Source organism: Thetidibacter halocola, assembly GCF_018224955.1.
GTDB classification, from domain to species: Bacteria; Pseudomonadota; Alphaproteobacteria; order Rhodobacterales; family Rhodobacteraceae; genus Thetidibacter; species Thetidibacter halocola.
On record NZ_JAGTUU010000003.1, the window covers coordinates 373986 to 389339 of the forward strand.

General features: G+C 67.5%; 19 protein-coding genes. 17 read left to right on the plus strand and 2 right to left on the minus strand.

Going from position 1 to position 15354, the window contains the following annotated elements; all coding sequences use genetic code 11:
- The first annotated feature begins 46 nt into the window (after positions 1–46).
- From KB874_RS08820 to KB874_RS08895, 16 genes are all read left to right on the plus strand, one after another.
- On the plus strand, positions 47–1240 hold the full coding sequence (locus KB874_RS08820; RefSeq protein ID WP_212536198.1) for a phage portal protein: 1194 nt from the start codon (positions 47–49) through the stop codon (positions 1238–1240).
- A 1-nt stretch (position 1241) separates the two neighbouring features.
- Positions 1242–1469 carry a GTA head formation protein, RCAP_rcc01685 family gene (locus KB874_RS08825; RefSeq protein ID WP_212536414.1) on the plus strand — a complete coding sequence of 76 codons (228 nt, stop codon included), beginning with the start codon at positions 1242–1244 and terminating at the stop codon, positions 1467–1469.
- 12 nt (positions 1470–1481) lie between these two features.
- Positions 1482–2024, plus strand: a complete 543-nt coding sequence (locus KB874_RS08830) for an HK97 family phage prohead protease (RefSeq protein WP_212536199.1) — start codon at positions 1482–1484, stop codon at positions 2022–2024.
- A gap of 64 nt (positions 2025–2088) precedes the next feature.
- Positions 2089–3267, plus strand: a complete 1179-nt coding sequence (locus KB874_RS08835) for a phage major capsid protein (protein WP_212536200.1) — start codon at positions 2089–2091, stop codon at positions 3265–3267.
- A 171-nt stretch (positions 3268–3438) separates the two neighbouring features.
- Complete coding sequence (locus KB874_RS08840; protein WP_212536201.1) at positions 3439–4032, plus strand: head-tail connector protein; 594 nt, start codon at positions 3439–3441, stop codon at positions 4030–4032.
- The gene (locus KB874_RS08845) at positions 4029–4367 is read left to right on the plus strand and encodes a head-tail adaptor protein (RefSeq protein ID WP_212536202.1); all 339 of its coding nucleotides are present in this window, start codon (positions 4029–4031) and stop codon (positions 4365–4367) included. Before KB874_RS08840 ends, KB874_RS08845 begins: the two co-directional genes overlap by 4 nt.
- A complete protein-coding gene (locus KB874_RS08850) occupies positions 4364–4780 on the plus strand; it encodes a DUF3168 domain-containing protein (RefSeq protein WP_212536203.1) in 417 nt (138 codons plus the stop codon). Before KB874_RS08845 ends, KB874_RS08850 begins: the two co-directional genes overlap by 4 nt.
- A gap of 44 nt (positions 4781–4824) precedes the next feature.
- On the plus strand, positions 4825–5247 hold the full coding sequence (locus KB874_RS08855; protein ID WP_212536204.1) for a phage major tail protein, TP901-1 family: 423 nt from the start codon (positions 4825–4827) through the stop codon (positions 5245–5247).
- A complete protein-coding gene (locus KB874_RS08860) occupies positions 5247–5579 on the plus strand; it encodes a gene transfer agent family protein (RefSeq protein ID WP_212536205.1) in 333 nt (110 codons plus the stop codon). The genes KB874_RS08855 and KB874_RS08860 overlap by 1 nt, the downstream gene beginning before the upstream one ends.
- Positions 5566–5766, plus strand: coding sequence for a rcc01693 family protein (locus KB874_RS08865; protein ID WP_212536206.1), 201 nt, complete (start codon positions 5566–5568; stop codon positions 5764–5766). Before KB874_RS08860 ends, KB874_RS08865 begins: the two co-directional genes overlap by 14 nt.
- Positions 5763–6428, plus strand: a complete 666-nt coding sequence (locus KB874_RS08870) for a phage tail tape measure protein (RefSeq protein ID WP_212536207.1) — start codon at positions 5763–5765, stop codon at positions 6426–6428. Before KB874_RS08865 ends, KB874_RS08870 begins: the two co-directional genes overlap by 4 nt.
- A gap of 12 nt (positions 6429–6440) precedes the next feature.
- Complete coding sequence (locus KB874_RS08875) at positions 6441–7070, plus strand: DUF2460 domain-containing protein (RefSeq protein ID WP_212536208.1); 630 nt, start codon at positions 6441–6443, stop codon at positions 7068–7070.
- The gene (locus KB874_RS08880; RefSeq protein ID WP_212536209.1) at positions 7070–7954 is read left to right on the plus strand and encodes a DUF2163 domain-containing protein; all 885 of its coding nucleotides are present in this window, start codon (positions 7070–7072) and stop codon (positions 7952–7954) included. The genes KB874_RS08875 and KB874_RS08880 overlap by 1 nt, the downstream gene beginning before the upstream one ends.
- A complete protein-coding gene (locus KB874_RS08885; protein WP_212536210.1) occupies positions 7951–8385 on the plus strand; it encodes a C40 family peptidase in 435 nt (144 codons plus the stop codon). The genes KB874_RS08880 and KB874_RS08885 overlap by 4 nt, the downstream gene beginning before the upstream one ends.
- Complete coding sequence (locus KB874_RS08890; protein ID WP_212536211.1) at positions 8385–12320, plus strand: baseplate multidomain protein megatron; 3936 nt, start codon at positions 8385–8387, stop codon at positions 12318–12320. The genes KB874_RS08885 and KB874_RS08890 overlap by 1 nt, the downstream gene beginning before the upstream one ends.
- Positions 12317–12613 (plus strand): DUF7742 family protein, encoded by a 297-nt coding sequence (locus tag KB874_RS08895; RefSeq protein ID WP_212536212.1) that lies wholly within the window; start codon positions 12317–12319, stop codon positions 12611–12613. The genes KB874_RS08890 and KB874_RS08895 overlap by 4 nt, the downstream gene beginning before the upstream one ends.
- 64 nt (positions 12614–12677) lie before the next feature.
- Here KB874_RS08895 and KB874_RS08900 read toward each other — a convergent pair whose 3' ends face one another.
- Entirely contained in the window at positions 12678–13037 is a 360-nt protein-coding gene (locus tag KB874_RS08900) for a TraR/DksA family transcriptional regulator (RefSeq protein ID WP_346346526.1), read from the minus strand.
- A gap of 47 nt (positions 13038–13084) precedes the next feature.
- On the opposite strand from KB874_RS08900, the gene cysE reads away from it, so the two are divergent.
- Complete coding sequence (cysE, locus tag KB874_RS08905) at positions 13085–13891, plus strand: serine O-acetyltransferase (RefSeq protein ID WP_212536213.1); 807 nt, start codon at positions 13085–13087, stop codon at positions 13889–13891.
- 97 nt (positions 13892–13988) lie between these two features.
- Here cysE and KB874_RS08910 read toward each other — a convergent pair whose 3' ends face one another.
- Positions 13989–15299, minus strand: coding sequence for a pyruvate dehydrogenase complex dihydrolipoamide acetyltransferase (locus tag KB874_RS08910; RefSeq protein ID WP_212536214.1), 1311 nt, complete (start codon positions 15297–15299; stop codon positions 13989–13991).
- Positions 15300–15354 lie beyond the last annotated feature (55 nt).

Consider the following 15354-nt stretch of genomic DNA (forward strand, 5'->3'; position numbering starts at 1 on the left):
CCAAGGACACCGCTTCAGGCGACCCGAGGAAAAGGAGCAAGGCGCGATGGTTTTCGATTTTCTGCGGCGTGGGAAGGGCGAGGCTGTGGCCTCGGTCGAGACCAAGGCCTCGGCCACGGGGCCGCTGGTGGCGCATGTGAGCTCGGGCCGGGTGGCGTGGACGCCGCGGGACACGGTCTCGCTGACGAAACAGGCGTTCACCGGCAACCCGGTGGGCTTTCGCGCGGTCAAGCTGATCGCCGAGGCGGCCTCGGCGTTGCCGCTGGTCCTCCAGGATACCGCCACGCGCTATGCCGATCACCCGGTGCTGCGCCTGCTGACCAAGCCGAACCCGGCGCAGGGGCGGGCGGAGCTGTTCGAGGCGCTGTATGGTCAGTTGCTGCTGTCGGGTGACGGATACCTGGAGGCCGTGGCGGGTGAGGCGGGGCTGCCTTTCGAGCTGCATGTGCTGCGGTCGGACCGGATGAGCGTGGTGCCCGGCGCGGATGGCTGGCCGGTGGCCTATGAATACGCGGTGGGCGCGCGCAAGCTGCGGTTCGACGTGACGGGGCCGGTTTCCCCGGTCTGCCACATCAAGAATTTCCATCCGCAGGACGATCACTACGGGCTGTCGCCACTGCAATCGGCGGCGCAGGCGGTGGACGTGCACAATTCGGCCTCGCGCTGGAGCAAGGGGCTGCTGGACAATGCCGCGCGGCCCTCGGGTGCGATCGTGTGGAAGGGTGTCGACGGGCAGTCGAACCTGACCACCGAGCAATACGAGCGTCTGGTGGCCGAGGTCGAGGCCAACCACCAGGGCGCACGCAATGCGGGCCGTCCGATGCTGCTGGAAGGCGGTTTGGACTGGAAACCGATGGGCTTTTCGCCCAGCGACATGGAGTTCCAGAAGACCAAGGAGTCTGCTGCGCGCGAGATCGCGGTTGCCTTTGGCGTGCCGCCGATGCTGCTGGGGATCCCGGGCGAGGCCACCTATGCCAACTATGCCGAGGCGCACCGGGCCTTCTATCGCCTGACGGTGCTGCCGCTGGCGACGCGGGTCACGGCGAGCGTTGGCCGCTGGCTGTCGGATTTCGTGGGCGAGGAGGTGGAGCTAAAGCCCGATCTCGACCAGGTGCCGGCGCTGGCAACCGAGCGCGACGCGCAATGGGCGCGCGTGGCCACCGCCGATTTCCTGACGCAGGCCGAGAAGCGCCGGATGCTGGGCCTGCCCGCACTGGCCGAGGACGGCGCCGGTGACTGATATGCGCCGAGTGTCGGAGTCCTTTGCCTGTGCGCCGGGGCTGAAGCTGGAGGCGCATGAGCGGCTGAGCAAGTTGCAGTTCGACGCCATCGACGCGCGGCTGGAACGGATGGAGGCGCTGATCGAGCGGCTGGAGCGGCGGCTGTGGCTGACCGTCTACGGCGTTGCTGCGGTGATCCTGACGCAGGCCTTCCAGGGATTTCTCAACGCGCTTCCGGGCGCGCAGTAAGAGGGAACGGACATGGATCTGGAACACAAGTTCTGCAGCTTCGACGCCGAGGTGACGGTGGTCGACGGCACGAAGATCGAGGGCTACGCGAGCCTGTTCGGCGCAGTCGACCAGGGAGGCGACATCGTTGCCAAGGGCGCCTATGCCCGCAGCCTCAAGCGGCTGATCGAGGAGGATCGTGCCGTCAAGATGCTGTGGCAGCACGATCCGGCGCAGCCCATCGGCGTCTGGGAGACGGTGCGCGAGGATGCGCGCGGCCTCTACGTCAAGGGTCGTCTGCTGGACAGCGTGGAAAAGGGCCGCGAGGCTGCCGCCCTTATCGCGGCGGGCGCCATCGACGGGCTGTCCATCGGCTATCGCACGCTGAAGGCCACGAAGAATGACAAGGGCCAGCGGCTCTTGACGGAACTGGAGCTTTGGGAGGTGTCGCTCGTGACCTTCCCGATGCTGCCCAGTGCGCGGGTCGCATCCAAGGGCGAATACCCAGCGGACGCGGAGCTTCGCGACTTGGCGGAGACCCTGGAGGGGCTGCGCCGGAACCTGGCGGGCGACTGACGCGCGCCACTCACTCGTGCCCCCAAGTAGCGACGCGGTAGGGCAACCAAAGAGGGATGCAAAGATGAACGAAACCGGGACCCAGTCTCGGACCGGGGAAGATCTGTCTCCGGTCGTCCGGGTGAGTGCCGCGATGGCGGGACTGATCGGGGACTTCAAGGCCATGCAGGCCGACCTTCAACAGAAGCTTCAGAAACAGGAAGAGCGACTGACCATGCTTGATCACAAGAACGCCCGCGTGGCGCGCCCGGCACTGTCCACCTGCACCGCGGTGGAGGCCCCCCATCAGAAGGCGTTCGACGCCTATCTGCGCTCTGGCGACGATGACGCGTTGCGCGGCATCGAGCTGGAAGGCAAGGCGATGTCGACCGCGATCAACGCCGATGGCGGCTACCTCGTCGATCCCAGGACCGCTGACACGATCAAGTCGGTCCTGGCGTCGACCGCGTCGATCCGCGCGATCTCGAACGTCGTGAATGTCGAGGCGACCTCGTTCGACGTGCTGATCGACCAGAACGATACCGGCGCAGGCTGGGCCAACGAGTCCAACCCGACCGCCGAAACCGGCACGCCGACCATCGAGCGCATCTCGATCCCGCTCTATGAACTCAACGCGATGCCGAAGATCAGCCAGCGCCTGCTGGACGACACGGCCTTCGACATCGAGGCCTGGCTGGCCGGTCGCATCGCCGACAAGTTTGCCCGTGCCGAGGCCGCGGCCTTCATCAGTGGCGACGGCGTGGACAAGCCGCGAGGCTTCCTGAGCCATGCCAAGGTCGACAATGACTCGTGGGCCTGGGGGTCTATCGGCACGGTGACCTCGGCCGATGCAAACCTGGTGGGTGACAGCGACTCTCTGATCGACCTGGTCTATGCGCTGGGTGCGCAGTACCGCGCCAAGGCGACCTTCGTGATGAACTCGAAGACCGCCGGCGCGCTGCGAAAGGTCAAGGACGCCGATGGCCGCCACCTGTGGGCCGACGGTCTGTCGAGCGGCCAGCCGGCGCAGCTGCTAGGCTACCCGGTGCTGATCGCCGAGCAGATGCCGGATATCGGTGCGGGCAACTTCCCCATCGCCTTCGGCGACTTCTCGGCCGGCTACACCATCGCCGAGCGCCCGGACGTGCGCGTGTTGCGCGACCCGTTCAGCGCTAAGCCGCATGTCCTGTTCTATGCGACCAAGCGCGTGGGCGGCGACGTGAGCGACTTTGCCGCGATCAAGCTGCTGCAAAGCGGCGTCTGATCGCCAATGAGACGGATGCGGTGAGGGTGCAGGTCCTTGCCGTGTCCCCGGGCACGCGCGTGAGCGGTCACGCCGTCCAGCAGCTCCCCTCCGCAGAAGCGGCGTGAGCGGCGCGTGCCCGACCTCGAGGCCCCGATCGCGGAGGCCAGGACGGGATTTCGGAGAAAAGACATGATCTTGGTGGAAGAAACTCAGGTGCCCGAAGCGGCCCTCCCGGTCGACGCGCTGAAGCAGCATCTGCGTCTGGGGAGCGGCTTTGCCGAGGATGACGTCCAGGACGCGGTGCTGGCCTCGTTCCTGCGGGCGGCGATGGCGGCGGTCGAGGCCCGGTGTTCGAGCGTGCTGATCGCGCGCCGGTTCGTGCTCACGGTGCACGTGTGGCGCGACGGCGAGGGGCAGGTCCTGCCGGTTGCGCCGGTTTCGGCGATCGCGGATGTGACCATCGTCGATGCCTACGGCGTCGAGACGGTGATCAGCCCGGCGCGCTATCGTCTGCAGAAGGACAGTTTCACACCCCGGCTGCGGCCGGTGGGGATGAGCCTGCCGACGATCCCTTCGGGCGGGTCGGCCGAGATCCGGTTCGACGCAGGCTATGGTCCGGCGTTCGACGATGTCCCGGCCGATCTGCGGCAGGCGGTGCTGTTGCTGGCAGCGCATTACTACGAATACCGGGACGAGACGGCACTGAGCCAGGGTTGCATGCCGTTCGGCGTGACGGCGCTGCTGCAGCGCTACCGCCCGGTGCGGCTGGGGCTGGGCGCATGAGCCGGCCCAACCTGACCCGCCGGCTGATCCTGGAGGCGCCGGTGCAGCTGCCCGATGGCGCCGGGGGCTATACCGAAAGCTGGTCGGCGCTGGGAACGCTCTGGGCCGAGATCAACCCGCGCTTCGGTCGCTTCGCCAGCGCTGTCGGCGGCACGGTGTCCGTCACCGCTGCGTTGATCACGGTGCGCGCGGCCCCTGTGGGCCATTCCAACCGGCCTGTTCCAGGCCAGCGGTTCCGCAACGGCAGCCGCGTCTTCACCATCGAGGCGGTGAGCGAGGCGGATGCACGCGCGATGTTCCTGGAATGCCAATGCAAGGAGGAGATCGCGGCATGACCTATGCGGTGGCAAGCGCGCTCCAGGCGGCGGTCTACCAGGCCTTGCAGGGCGACGCGGTGCTGACAGCGCTGGTGGGCAGCAATGTCTTTGACGAGTTGCCCAAGGGCGACCTGCCCAGCCTCTTCGTGTCTCTGGGCCCGGAAACGGCGGTCGATGCAAGTGACGCAGACGGCGACGGTGCCTGGCACCGGTTCACGGTTTCCGTCGTGACCGAAAGCGCCGGGTTCCAGTCCGCCAAGGATGCCGCCGGCGCCATCAGCGACGCGCTGCATGGCGCGAACCTGACCCTGAGCCGTGGCCGGCTGGTGGGGCTGTGGTTCCAGAAGGCGGTGGCGCGGCGGCAGTCGGGCAAGCGTCGGCAGATTGACATGGTGTTTCGTGCACGCGTCGAGGACGCGGTCGCGGGCTGATCCGGGCCGAGGCCCGAAATGGACTCAACGCAGGAGACGAAAACATGGGTGCTCAGAACGGAAAGGACCTTCTGGTCAAGGTGGATATCGACGGCACCGGCCAGTTCACAACGATGGCAGGTCTGCGCGCGACGCGCATCAGCTTCAACGCCGACCAGGTGGACGTGACCACGCTGGAAAGCCAGGGCGGCTGGCGCGAGTTGCTGGCCGGCGCGGGCGTCAAGTCGGCCAACATCAGCGGTTCCGGCGTGTTCAAAGACGCGGCGACAGACGAACGCGCGCGGCAGATCTTCTTTGACGGCGAAACGCCCTCTTTCCAGGTCATCATCCCGGATTTCGGCACGGTCGAGGGCCGGTTCCAGGTCACGTCGATCGAATATGCCGGCTCGCATAACGGCGAGGCGACCTACGAGGTCGCGCTGGCCTCGGCGGGGGCGCTGAACTTTGCGGCGGCGCCGGTGAACTGATGGCGAATCCGTGGAGGGGAGAGGTGACGCTGGTGCTGGACGGTCAGCCGCACGTGATGCGGCTGACACTGGGCGCACTGGCCGAACTGGAAGCGGGGCTGGAGAGCGGGTCTCTGGTCGAATTGGTGCGCCGGTTCGAGGCAGGACGTTTCAGCACACGCGACGTGCTGGCGCTGATCGTCGCGGGCCTGCGTGGCGGTGGCTGGCAGGGGCGGGCAACCGACCTGACCGCCGCCGAGATCGAGGGCGGGCCGCTGGCGGCGGCGCGGGCGGCCGCGGAACTGCTGGCCCGGGCCTTCATGTTGCCGGAGGATAGCCATGGACGGGTTTGACTGGCCGGTCCTGATGCGCGCCGGGATGCGCGGCCTTGGCCTGAGACCAAATGATTTCTGGGCGCTGACCCCGGCCGAGCTGCGTCTGCTGCTGGGCGAGGAGACAGGCGCCAGACCGATGGGACGGACGCGGCTTGACGAGTTGATGGCCGCCTTTCCCGACACAGCAGAAGGAGCACGCGGATGAGCGACTTCGACATCATCGAGGATCTGTCCGGCGGGATCGACGCGCTGGAAACCTCGCTGGGAGGAGCGATCGGCATGGCGGCGCAGTTTGACGCCGAGCTGAAACGGATCCACCAGACCTTTTCGGCCACAGGGGACGGTGCGACCAAGCTGGACCGCACCCTGAGTCGCGGGCTGTCGCGGGCGATCGACGGTGTCGTCCTGGATGGTATGAAACTATCCGACGCGCTGGGGGTCGTGGCCAATTCGATGATCGACGCGGCGTGGAAGGCGGCTGTGCGCCCGGTGGCAGACCATTTCGGTGGGATGATCGCCGGCGGTCTCGGCAAGCTGTTCGGGTCGTTCTCGCCCTTCGCGGATGGCGGCAGCTTTTCGCAGGGGCGGGTGATGCCGTTTGCGACGGGTGGCGTGGTCAGCGGTCCTGTCAGCTTTCCGATGCGGGGCGGCATGGGCCTGATGGGAGAGGCAGGCCCCGAGGCGATCATGCCGCTGACCCGCGGCCCCGACGGCAAGCTGGGCGTGCGCGCACAGGGCTCGGGCGGCGCGCCGGTGCAGGTCGTCATGAACATCCAGACCCCGGATGTGAAGGGGTTCCAGCGCAGTCAGAGCCAGATCGCGGCGCAGATGTCGCGAATGCTGAGCCAGGGCGCGCGCAACCGGTAAGCGGAGGACGAGATGGCTTTCCACGAGGTGAGATTTCCGACCGACCTGAGCTTTGGCTCGGTCGGGGGGCCGGAGCGGCGCACCGACATCGTGCAACTGACCAGCGGCTATGAAGAGCGCAACACGCCCTGGGCGCATTCGCGCCGCCGCTATGACGCGGGTCTGGGTCTGCGGTCGCTGGATGACGTTGCCGAGCTGGTTGCGTTTTTCGAGGCGCGGCGCGGCCAGATGTTCGGGTTCCGCTGGAAGGATTGGAGCGACTTCAAATCATGTCCTCCCTCGCAGGCGCCTGGGGCCACCGACCAGGTAATCGGGCAGGGCGACGGGACGACCACGGGGTTCGCGTTGGCCAAGACATATGCCTCGGGCGAGGCAGCTTATCTGCGTCCCATCGCCAAGCCGGTGGCAGGCAGCGTCCGCATCGCGCTGAACGGTGAGGAACAGGATGCAGGCGCTGTCTCGGTCGATGCCACGACGGGGATCGTGACATTTGCTGTTGCGCCAGCAATTGGAGTGCAGATCGCCGCCGGGTTCGAGTTCGACGTGCCGGTGCGGTTCGATACCGACCGGATCGCCGTCAGCGTCGCCACGTTTCGCGCCGGGCAGGTGCCGGATGTGCCCGTGTTGGAGCTTCGGGTTTGATGCCGGGCGCGAAGGCGCTGCACGCGCACCTTGCCGCGGGTCTCGCAACAGTTGCACGGGCCTGGGCCGTGACCCGGCGAGACGGTGTCCGTTTTGGGTTTACCGATCACGATTGCCCGCTAAATTTCGATGGTTTGGTGTTCAGGGCCGACAGCGGCTTGACGGCGCGCGCCTTGCAGCAGGCAACCGGGCTTGCGGTCGACAACACCGAAGCCATGGGCGCGCTCTCGGACAGCGCCATCCGAGAAGAGGATATCGCCGCGGGCCGCTTCGATGGTGCCGAGGTGGTCGCCTGGCTTGTCAACTGGGCGGATGTTTCTGCCCGGCGCGTGGTCTTTCGCGGCCATATCGGCGAGGTGCGGCGTGGCGCGGGGGCGTTTCATGCGGAATTGCGTGGCCTGACCGATGCGCTCAACCGACCCGTGGGGCGGGTTTTCCAGAAACCCTGTTCGGCGGTTTTGGGCGACCGGTCGTGCCGATTCGACCTCGATACGTCCGGTTTCATCCATGAAGGGCCGCTGGTCACGATTGAAGGTAACCGCGCCTTTGATTTCGGTGACCTGTCGGCCTTTGCGGGAGGATGGTTCCAGCGTGGGCGCCTGATCGTGCAGAGCGGCGCTGCGATGGGGCTGAGCGCGGCGATCAAGCGCGACCGCATCTTGGACGGCCAGCGACTGATCGAGCTGTGGGAGCCGTTGCGCGCGACGCCGCAGCCCGGCGACCTGGCGCGGATCGAGGCGGGCTGCGACAAGCGGTTCGAGACCTGTGGTGCCAAGTTCGGTAACACGCTGAACTTCCGTGGCTTTCCGGACCTCCCCGAAGAGGACTGGATCCTCGTGACACCGGGCCAGTCGCGGGCTCTTGGCGGCGGGAGCCGGCGATGAATGCGATGGTCGACGCGGCGCGGTCCTGGATCGGAACGCCCTACCTGCACCAGACCTCGGTCAAGGGGGCGGGTTGCGACTGTTTGGGGTTGTTGCGCGGAGTCTGGCGCGAGGTCATCGGTCCGGAACCGGTGTCCGTGCCGCCCTATTCCATGGACTGGTCCGAACCGCAGGGTGACGAACGGCTGTGGCGTGCGGCGCTGGCCCATCTGGTGGTTCGTCCGCTCGATCAGCCCTTCGCGGGCGATGTCCTTCTGTTCCGCATGCGGGACGGCGCGGTGGCCAAACACCTGGGAATCCAGACGCGGACCGGCCCGCAGCCTGCGTTCGTGCATGCCTACAACGGACATGGCGTCGTCGAATGCGCCCTCAGCGCCCCCTGGGCGCGGCGCATGGTGGCACGTTTTGCCGTTCCATTGGAGCAAGAGTGATGGCGACAATCCTTCTTTCCGCCGCTGGTGCGGCAATTGGTGGCTCGATCGGCGGGTCTGTCCTAGGCCTGTCCATGACGGCGGTCGGCCGGTTCGTTGGCGCCTCCATGGGGCGCATGCTGGATCAGCGGCTGATGGGGCAGGGGTCCGACGCGGTCGAAACCGGTCGCGTCGATCGGTTCCGCATCACCAGCGCAGGCGAGGGGGCGCCGGTGCCGCAGGTCTTCGGGCGGATGCGGGTCGGCGGCCATGTGATCTGGGCAACCGAGTTCAGCGAGCATGTCTCGAAGCGCGGGGGTGGCGGCAAGGGTGCTCCGCGCCAGCCGAAGATCCGTGAATACAGCTATTCAGTCAGCCTGGCCCTTGCGCTGTGCGAGGGCGAGATCGCCTCTGTCGGGCGGATCTGGGCCGATGGTGTGGAATTGGCACCGCGCGATTTGACGATGCGTGTCTATCGCGGCACCGAGGACCAGTTGCCCGATCCCACGATCGAAGCCGTCGAAGGGCCCGGCCAGGCGCCAGCCTATCGCGGCACCGCCTACGTTGTGATCGAGGATCTCGACCTAGGCCGTTTCGGCAACCGGATCCCGCAGTTCAGCTGCGAGGTGACTCGGCCCGACATGCGGGCCGAGGGCCTGTGCCGTCGCTTGCCGGGCGTGGCGATCATCCCGGGCTCGGGCGAATACGCGCTGGCGACCCGGCCCGTGTTCATGGATCACGCCCAGCAGGCGGAACTTCCATTAGGTCTGTCCTTCAATTCCGGCGGTTCCGGGGTCGCCAATGTCAACACGCCCAGCGAAGAGGCGGATTTCCTGACCTCTCTGCGCCATCTCAAGGATGAGGCGCCCGGCTGCCAGGCGGCGTCGCTTGTGGTCAGCTGGTTCGGCGACGACCTGCGCTGCGGCTTCTGCAGCATCCGACCCAAGGTGGAACAGACGCAACATGACGGGCGCGACATGCCGTGGAGTGTCGCCGGGCTGACCCGTGCGGACGCCGCTTCGGTGCCGTCGCTCGATGACCGGCCAGTCTATGGCGGCACACCGACCGACCAATCGGTCGTCCAGGCGATCCGCCGGATGACGCAGGACGGTCTTGCCGTGCTCTACTATCCCTTCATCCTGATGGATCAACTGGACGGCAACGGCCTGAGCGATCCCTGGACCGGCGGCCCGGACCAGCCGGGTCTGCCCTGGCGCGGTCGCATCACCCTGAGCGCGGCGCCTGGCCAGCCCGGCAGCCCAGACGGCACCACCGCGGCCGATGTCGAGGTGGAGTCCTTCTTTGGCAGCGCGACGGCCGCCGATTTCACCGTTGGCGACGGAACTGTGTCCTATTCCGGTCCGCAGGAGTGGGGATATCGCCGGTTCATCCTGCACCAGGCGGCGCTTTGCGCGGCGGCGGGCGGCGTTGACGCCTTCTGCATCGGTTCCGAGATGCGCGGCCTGACGCAGATCCGTGGGGCCAGCGGGTTTCCCGCGGTCGAGGCGCTGATCGCGCTGGCTGCGGCTTGCCGGGCGATCCTGGGTCCAGATGTGCGTATCGGCTACGCCGCCGACTGGTCCGAGTACTTCGGCTACCAGCCGCAGGACGGGTCGGGCGACGTCTATTTCCATCTCGATCCGCTCTGGGCCGATGCCAACATCGATTTCATCGGGATAGACAACTACATGCCGCTGTCCGACTGGCGGGATGGCGACGACCATGCGGATGCCGGCTGGGGCGCGATCCACGATGCCGACTACCTGAAATCCAACATCGAGGGTGGCGAAGGGTTCGACTGGTTCTATGCCTCTGACGCCGACCGCGCGGCGCAGTTGCGCACACCCATCACCGACGGAGCCCATGCCGAGCCGTGGGTCTTTCGCTACAAGGACATCCGCCGCTGGTGGACGAACCCGCATCACGAACGGATCGGCGGCCTGCGTTCCGAGACGCCGACCGCCTGGCAGCCGCGGTCGAAACCGGTCTGGTTCACCGAACTGGGCTGTGCCGCTGTCGACAAGGGCACGAACCAGCCGAACCGCTTTGTCGATCCCAAAAGCTCGGAAAGCGATCTGCCACATTTCTCGAACGGGATGCGAGACGACCTGATCCAGCATCAGTATCTGACTGCCATGCTGGACTATTGGGGCGATGCGGTGCGCAATCCTGTATCCGAGGTCTACGCCGGTCCGATGATCGACATGACGCGCGCCTTCGTCTGGGCCTGGGACGCGCGCCCCTATCCCTGGTTCCCGGGCAACGAGGCCTTGTGGAGCGACGGCGGCAACTATCGTCACGGTCACTGGATCACCGGGCGGATCGGCGGGCGGACGCTGGCCTCGGTCGTCGAGGAGATCTGCGCACGGGCCGGGTTGACGCAGATCGACACGCAGGGCCTGCACGGGTTCGTCCGGGGCTTCGTCGTTCCGGACAATGGCGATGCGCGCCGGGCGTTGCAGCCGCTGATGCTTGCCTATGGGTTCGACGCGGTCGAGCGCGACGGCGTGCTGGTCTTCCGCATGCGAAGCAGGGTTTCCGCACAGGAGATCGACCCGGACTTCCTCGCGCTCAGCGACGAACTCGAGGGCGACATCGTCGAGACCCGCGCCAGTGAGGCCGAGATGGCGGGCCGGGTGCGCGTGGGCTTCGTTCTTGCGGATGCCGATCACCAGGCCGCGACAGAGGAAACCGTCCTACCCGATGACGCGACCCATGCGATCGCCGAGACCGACCTGCCGTTGGCCCTGACACGCGCCGAAGGGCGGCAGACCGCCGAACGCTGGCTTGCCGAGGCGCGCGTCGCCCGCGACACGCTGCGCTTTGCCCTTCCGCCCTCGTGGCTGGACCTGGGCGCAGGCGACGTGGTGCGCCTGCCGTCGAAATCGGGCCCGATCCTGGCGCGCATCGACCGGATCGACGTAACCGACCGGCAGATCGTCGAGGCGGTCCGGATCGAGCCCGATGTCTACAGCCCGTCCGAGATGCCGGATCAGGGTGGCGCGCTGCGCGCCGTCGTCCCAGTAGTGCCGCCGACACCGGTCTTCCTGGACCTGCCGCTGATGCGCGGTGACGAGGCGCCCCACGCGCCGCACCTCGCGGTCACGGCGCAGCCATGGACAGGCCCGGTGGCGATCTACGACGCGGCCGCGGACGAGGATTACACGCTCAACGGCGTGGTCGCGGCGCAATCGGCAATCGGCCTCACCGAAACGCCTCTTTCGTCGGCACGGCCGGGCCTAGTCGACCGGGGCGAGGGGCTGCTTGTGCGGCTGGCGTCCGGCGCGCTTCAATCCATCACCGACACGGCCCTGCTGTCCGGCGGCAACCTGATGGCCATCGGCGACGGCACGCTGGACCGGTGGGAGCTGTTCCAGTTCCGAGACGCGCAGTTGGTTGGTCCGGGGCTTTGGCGGCTGTCGCATCGGCTGCGCGGGCAGGCGGGCAGCGACGGTGTGATGCCGCCGGTCTGGCCGGCCGGATCGATAGTCGTGCTGCTGGACGGCACACCATCGCAGATCGCGCTGGCGGCCGCACAACGCGGGGTCGAGCGGCATTACCGCATCGGACCCGCCCGCCGAGGCTACGACGATCCGACCTTTGTCCACCGCGTGGCGCGCTTTGCCGGAAACGGGCTGCGGCCCTATCGCCCGGCCCATCTGCGCGCCGAGAGCAACCCACTGGGCACCACCTTCCGCTGGGTGCGGCGGACGCGGATCGACGGCGATGGCTGGGACGGGTACGAGGTGCCCCTTGGCGAGGATGCGGAAACCTATCTGCTGCGCGTCACGCTTGGCGGAACCCTTGTGCGCGAGGTTCAGACTACCGCGCCGGAATGGCACTATAACGCAACCTTGCAGGCGGCGGATGCCGTCACCGGGGGCTATGACCTTTCCGTTGCGCAGATATCGGCGCGGTTCGGCCCCGGTGCCTTTGCCGTGTTGAGCGTGGCATGAGACCGGTCTTGCATGGCGACGTTATCGCGGCGGCGCGGGCGATCCTGCCCCTGCCGCCGCTGGCGCGCGAGGCCGCCGCACGCCGCCTCGTCGCGCAGGCAGAGGCCGCCGACCGCTATCGCAAGCGCATGGGCCGCGTGCATCGCGACTGGGGCAACGGCACGCTGATGGGGGCTGCCGGGCCGGGCGTGGCGGCCGTGCGTCTTGGCGATCCAGAGATGCTCGATGCGATGCGGGCCGTGATTGACGCCCTGCTGGAGCGTGCCGTCCGCGCAGGCCGACACCACGGCTGAATCGTCTTGCCCTCGTCCCCGTCGACCTTCGCATCAGTTTCCTGGATGCAACCTGGCAAAGCTGTCAGCCACTGGCGCAGGACACGCAGCGCATCGCGGTCAGGTCGAGCGTCAGCCGGGCCTCGGGGATCTCTTCTCCGCAATCCTCGCAATGGCCGTAGTCGCCCGCGTCCAGCCTGTGCAGCGCGGCAATCAGGGCGCGGCGTTCGCCCTCGCGGCGTGCGGTCGCCGCCTTGGCCATCGATTGCGACAGCAGCGCGTCCTGACGCGACAGGCGCCCCACCGCCTGCTGGTCCAGTTCGACGACCCCGCGGGCTTCGCGGCCGCGCGCGTCGTCCGCCTCCAGTTCGGCCAGCCGCGCTGCGATCAGCGCGCGCCATTCAACGTCACCCATGATCGCCCCCATCACCGATTTGCGTTTCACGCGTGAAAGCCTATCTGCTACAGTCGCTGCGTCAAAGGAGAAGACCGATGGCGGAAAAACGCGCGAAACTGGCCGAAGTCGATCCCGTCTGGGCCCGAATCCTGATGGAGGCCGACCGGGCCGTGGCCGACGAGCCGCTGCTGGGCGGCATGGTTCATTACTCGGTCCTGCATCACCCCTCGCTCGAGCGGGCGCTGGCCTATCGCATATCGCTGAAGCTGGCGAATGGCGAAATGACCGAACAGATCCTGCGCGAGATCTGCGACGAGGCCTTTGGCGCCGAGTCCCATCTGGCGCAGTCGGCCCGCGCCGATATCGTGGCCACCTATGAACGCGATCCGGCCTGCCATCGCTACTTGCAGCCGCTGCTGTTCTTCAAGGGGTTCCAGGCCGTGCAGGCCTATCGCGTGGCCCACTGGCTGTGGAAGCAGGGCCGGCGCGATCTGGCCTATTTCTTCCAGATGCGGTCGTCCGAGGTGTTCGGCGTCGACATCCATCCGGCTGCACAGATCGGCAAGGGCATCATGATCGACCACGCCCATTCCATCGTCATCGGCGAAACCGCCGTGGTGGGCGACAATGTCTCGATGCTGCACTCGGTCACGCTCGGCGGCACCGGCAAGGAAGAGGAAGACCGCCACCCCAAGATCGGCAATGGCGTGCTGATCGGCGCCGGGGCCAAGGTGCTGGGCAACATCAAGGTAGGCCATTGCTCGCGCATCGCGGCGGGCTCGGTGGTGTTGCAGGAGGTGCCGCCGTGCAAGACCGTCGCCGGCGTTCCGGCGAAGATCGTGGGCGAGGCGGGTTGCGACCAGCCATCGATCAGCATGGACCAGTTGCTGGGCACGCGTTGACGCTTGGGCGGTGCGAAACAGTGGGTGACTGCGGGACGCTGTCGCCGGAACTCACTATGACTGACCGTGTGGCGGGCGGGGGTGTGCCCCGCCCTTGTCACGCCAGCATGGCCAGCGGGTTTTCGAGGTTACCGACGATGGCCGCCAGCAATTCGGCACCCAGCGCGCCATCGATCACCCGGTGATCCACCGATAGGGTCAGAGACATGACGGTGGCCGTCCCGAGACTGCCATCCTCGTTCACGACCGGCTGTTTCACCCCGGCTCCGACGGCCAGGATCGCGCCATGCGGCGGGTTGATGACCGCATCGAAACTTTCGATCCCGAACATGCCCAGGTTGGAAATGGCAAAGCTGCCCCCCTGGTAGTCCTGCGGCGCCAGCTTGCGGTCGCGGGCGCGGGTGGCGAGGTCCTTCATCTCGGCGCTGAGCGCCGACAGGGACTTCTGATGCGCATCGCGCAGGACCGGGGTGAACAGGCCGCCTTCGACCGCCACCGCCACGGCCACGTCGGACGGGGTCAGCTGCAGGATGCGGTCGCCGGCCCAGACCGCGTTGGCGGCGGGCACCTGCTGGAGCGCGGCGGCGCAGGCCTTGATGATGAAGTCGTTGACCGACAGTTTCACCCCGCGTGCCGAGAGCTGGTCATTCAGCTGCGCGCGGAAGACCAGCAGCGCGTCGAGTCGAACCGAGCGGCGCAGGTAGAAATGCGGGATCGTCTGCTTGGCCTCGGTAAGGCGGGCGGCGATGGTCTTGCGCATGCCGTCGAGCGGGATCTCGGTATGGGGACGGTCGGCGTAGATCTTGGCCACGCCACCTGCCGGGGTCGTGGGCGCGCTGCGCGGTGCTGCGGGTTGCGCCGCGGCTTGCGGGGCTGGTGCGGCGGGTTGCGGCGCGCCGGCCGCATCGGGCGTCGCGGCTTCGACATCGGCCTTGACGATCCGGCCATGTGGACCGGATCCCTTGACCGCCGCGAGGTCGACGCCCTTTTGCGCCGCGATCCGGCGGGCGAGGGGCGAGGCGAAGACGCGGTCGCTGTCCGGTGATGCCGGGGCAGGGGCGGCCTTGTCGGGGCCCCCTGCGGGGGCCGCCTCCGCAGCCGCGGCGGTCTGCGCCTTCGGCGCGGTGACCGCGGGCGAACCAGTGGCGATGTCGTCCGACGACTCACCGTCCTCAAGCAGCACCGCGATGGGCGTGTTCACCTTAACGCCCTCGGTGCCCTCCGCGACGAGGATGCGGCCGATCGTGCCTTCGTCCACCGCCTCGAATTCCATCGTGGCCTTGTCGGTCTCGATCTCGGCGATCACGTCGCCGGAGGACACGGTGTCGCCTTCCTTGACCAGCCATTTCGCCAGCGTGCCTTCCTCCATCGTCGGGCTGAGGGCGGGCATGAGGATTTCGGTGGGCATCGGTCAGCTCCTGTCGGCGGCTGGGCCTGTGGCGGCGATGGGTTCGGCGGGGGCC

Bases quoted from the DNA above. Each gene is read 5' to 3' on its own strand.
- KB874_RS08820 (WP_212536198.1), top strand. From the start codon at position 47: ATGGTTTTCGATTTTCTGCGGCGTGGGAAGGGCGAGGCTGTGGCCTCG.
- KB874_RS08825 (WP_212536414.1), top strand. From the start codon at position 1,242: ATGCGCCGAGTGTCGGAGTCCTTTGCCTGTGCGCCGGGGCTGAAGCTG.
- KB874_RS08830 (WP_212536199.1), top strand. From the start codon at position 1,482: ATGGATCTGGAACACAAGTTCTGCAGCTTCGACGCCGAGGTGACGGTG.
- KB874_RS08835 (WP_212536200.1), top strand. From the start codon at position 2,089: ATGAACGAAACCGGGACCCAGTCTCGGACCGGGGAAGATCTGTCTCCG.
- KB874_RS08840 (WP_212536201.1), top strand. From the start codon at position 3,439: ATGATCTTGGTGGAAGAAACTCAGGTGCCCGAAGCGGCCCTCCCGGTC.
- KB874_RS08845 (WP_212536202.1), top strand. From the start codon at position 4,029: ATGAGCCGGCCCAACCTGACCCGCCGGCTGATCCTGGAGGCGCCGGTG.
- KB874_RS08850 (WP_212536203.1), top strand. From the start codon at position 4,364: ATGACCTATGCGGTGGCAAGCGCGCTCCAGGCGGCGGTCTACCAGGCC.
- KB874_RS08855 (WP_212536204.1), top strand. From the start codon at position 4,825: ATGGGTGCTCAGAACGGAAAGGACCTTCTGGTCAAGGTGGATATCGAC.
- KB874_RS08860 (WP_212536205.1), top strand. From the start codon at position 5,247: ATGGCGAATCCGTGGAGGGGAGAGGTGACGCTGGTGCTGGACGGTCAG.
- KB874_RS08865 (WP_212536206.1), top strand. From the start codon at position 5,566: ATGGACGGGTTTGACTGGCCGGTCCTGATGCGCGCCGGGATGCGCGGC.
- KB874_RS08870 (WP_212536207.1), top strand. From the start codon at position 5,763: ATGAGCGACTTCGACATCATCGAGGATCTGTCCGGCGGGATCGACGCG.
- KB874_RS08875 (WP_212536208.1), top strand. From the start codon at position 6,441: ATGGCTTTCCACGAGGTGAGATTTCCGACCGACCTGAGCTTTGGCTCG.
- KB874_RS08880 (WP_212536209.1), top strand. From the start codon at position 7,070: ATGCCGGGCGCGAAGGCGCTGCACGCGCACCTTGCCGCGGGTCTCGCA.
- KB874_RS08885 (WP_212536210.1), top strand. From the start codon at position 7,951: ATGAATGCGATGGTCGACGCGGCGCGGTCCTGGATCGGAACGCCCTAC.
- KB874_RS08890 (WP_212536211.1), top strand. From the start codon at position 8,385: ATGGCGACAATCCTTCTTTCCGCCGCTGGTGCGGCAATTGGTGGCTCG.
- KB874_RS08895 (WP_212536212.1), top strand. From the start codon at position 12,317: ATGAGACCGGTCTTGCATGGCGACGTTATCGCGGCGGCGCGGGCGATC.
- cysE (WP_212536213.1), top strand. From the start codon at position 13,085: ATGGCGGAAAAACGCGCGAAACTGGCCGAAGTCGATCCCGTCTGGGCC.
- KB874_RS08910 (WP_212536214.1), bottom strand. From the start codon at position 15,299: ATGCCCACCGAAATCCTCATGCCCGCCCTCAGCCCGACGATGGAGGAA.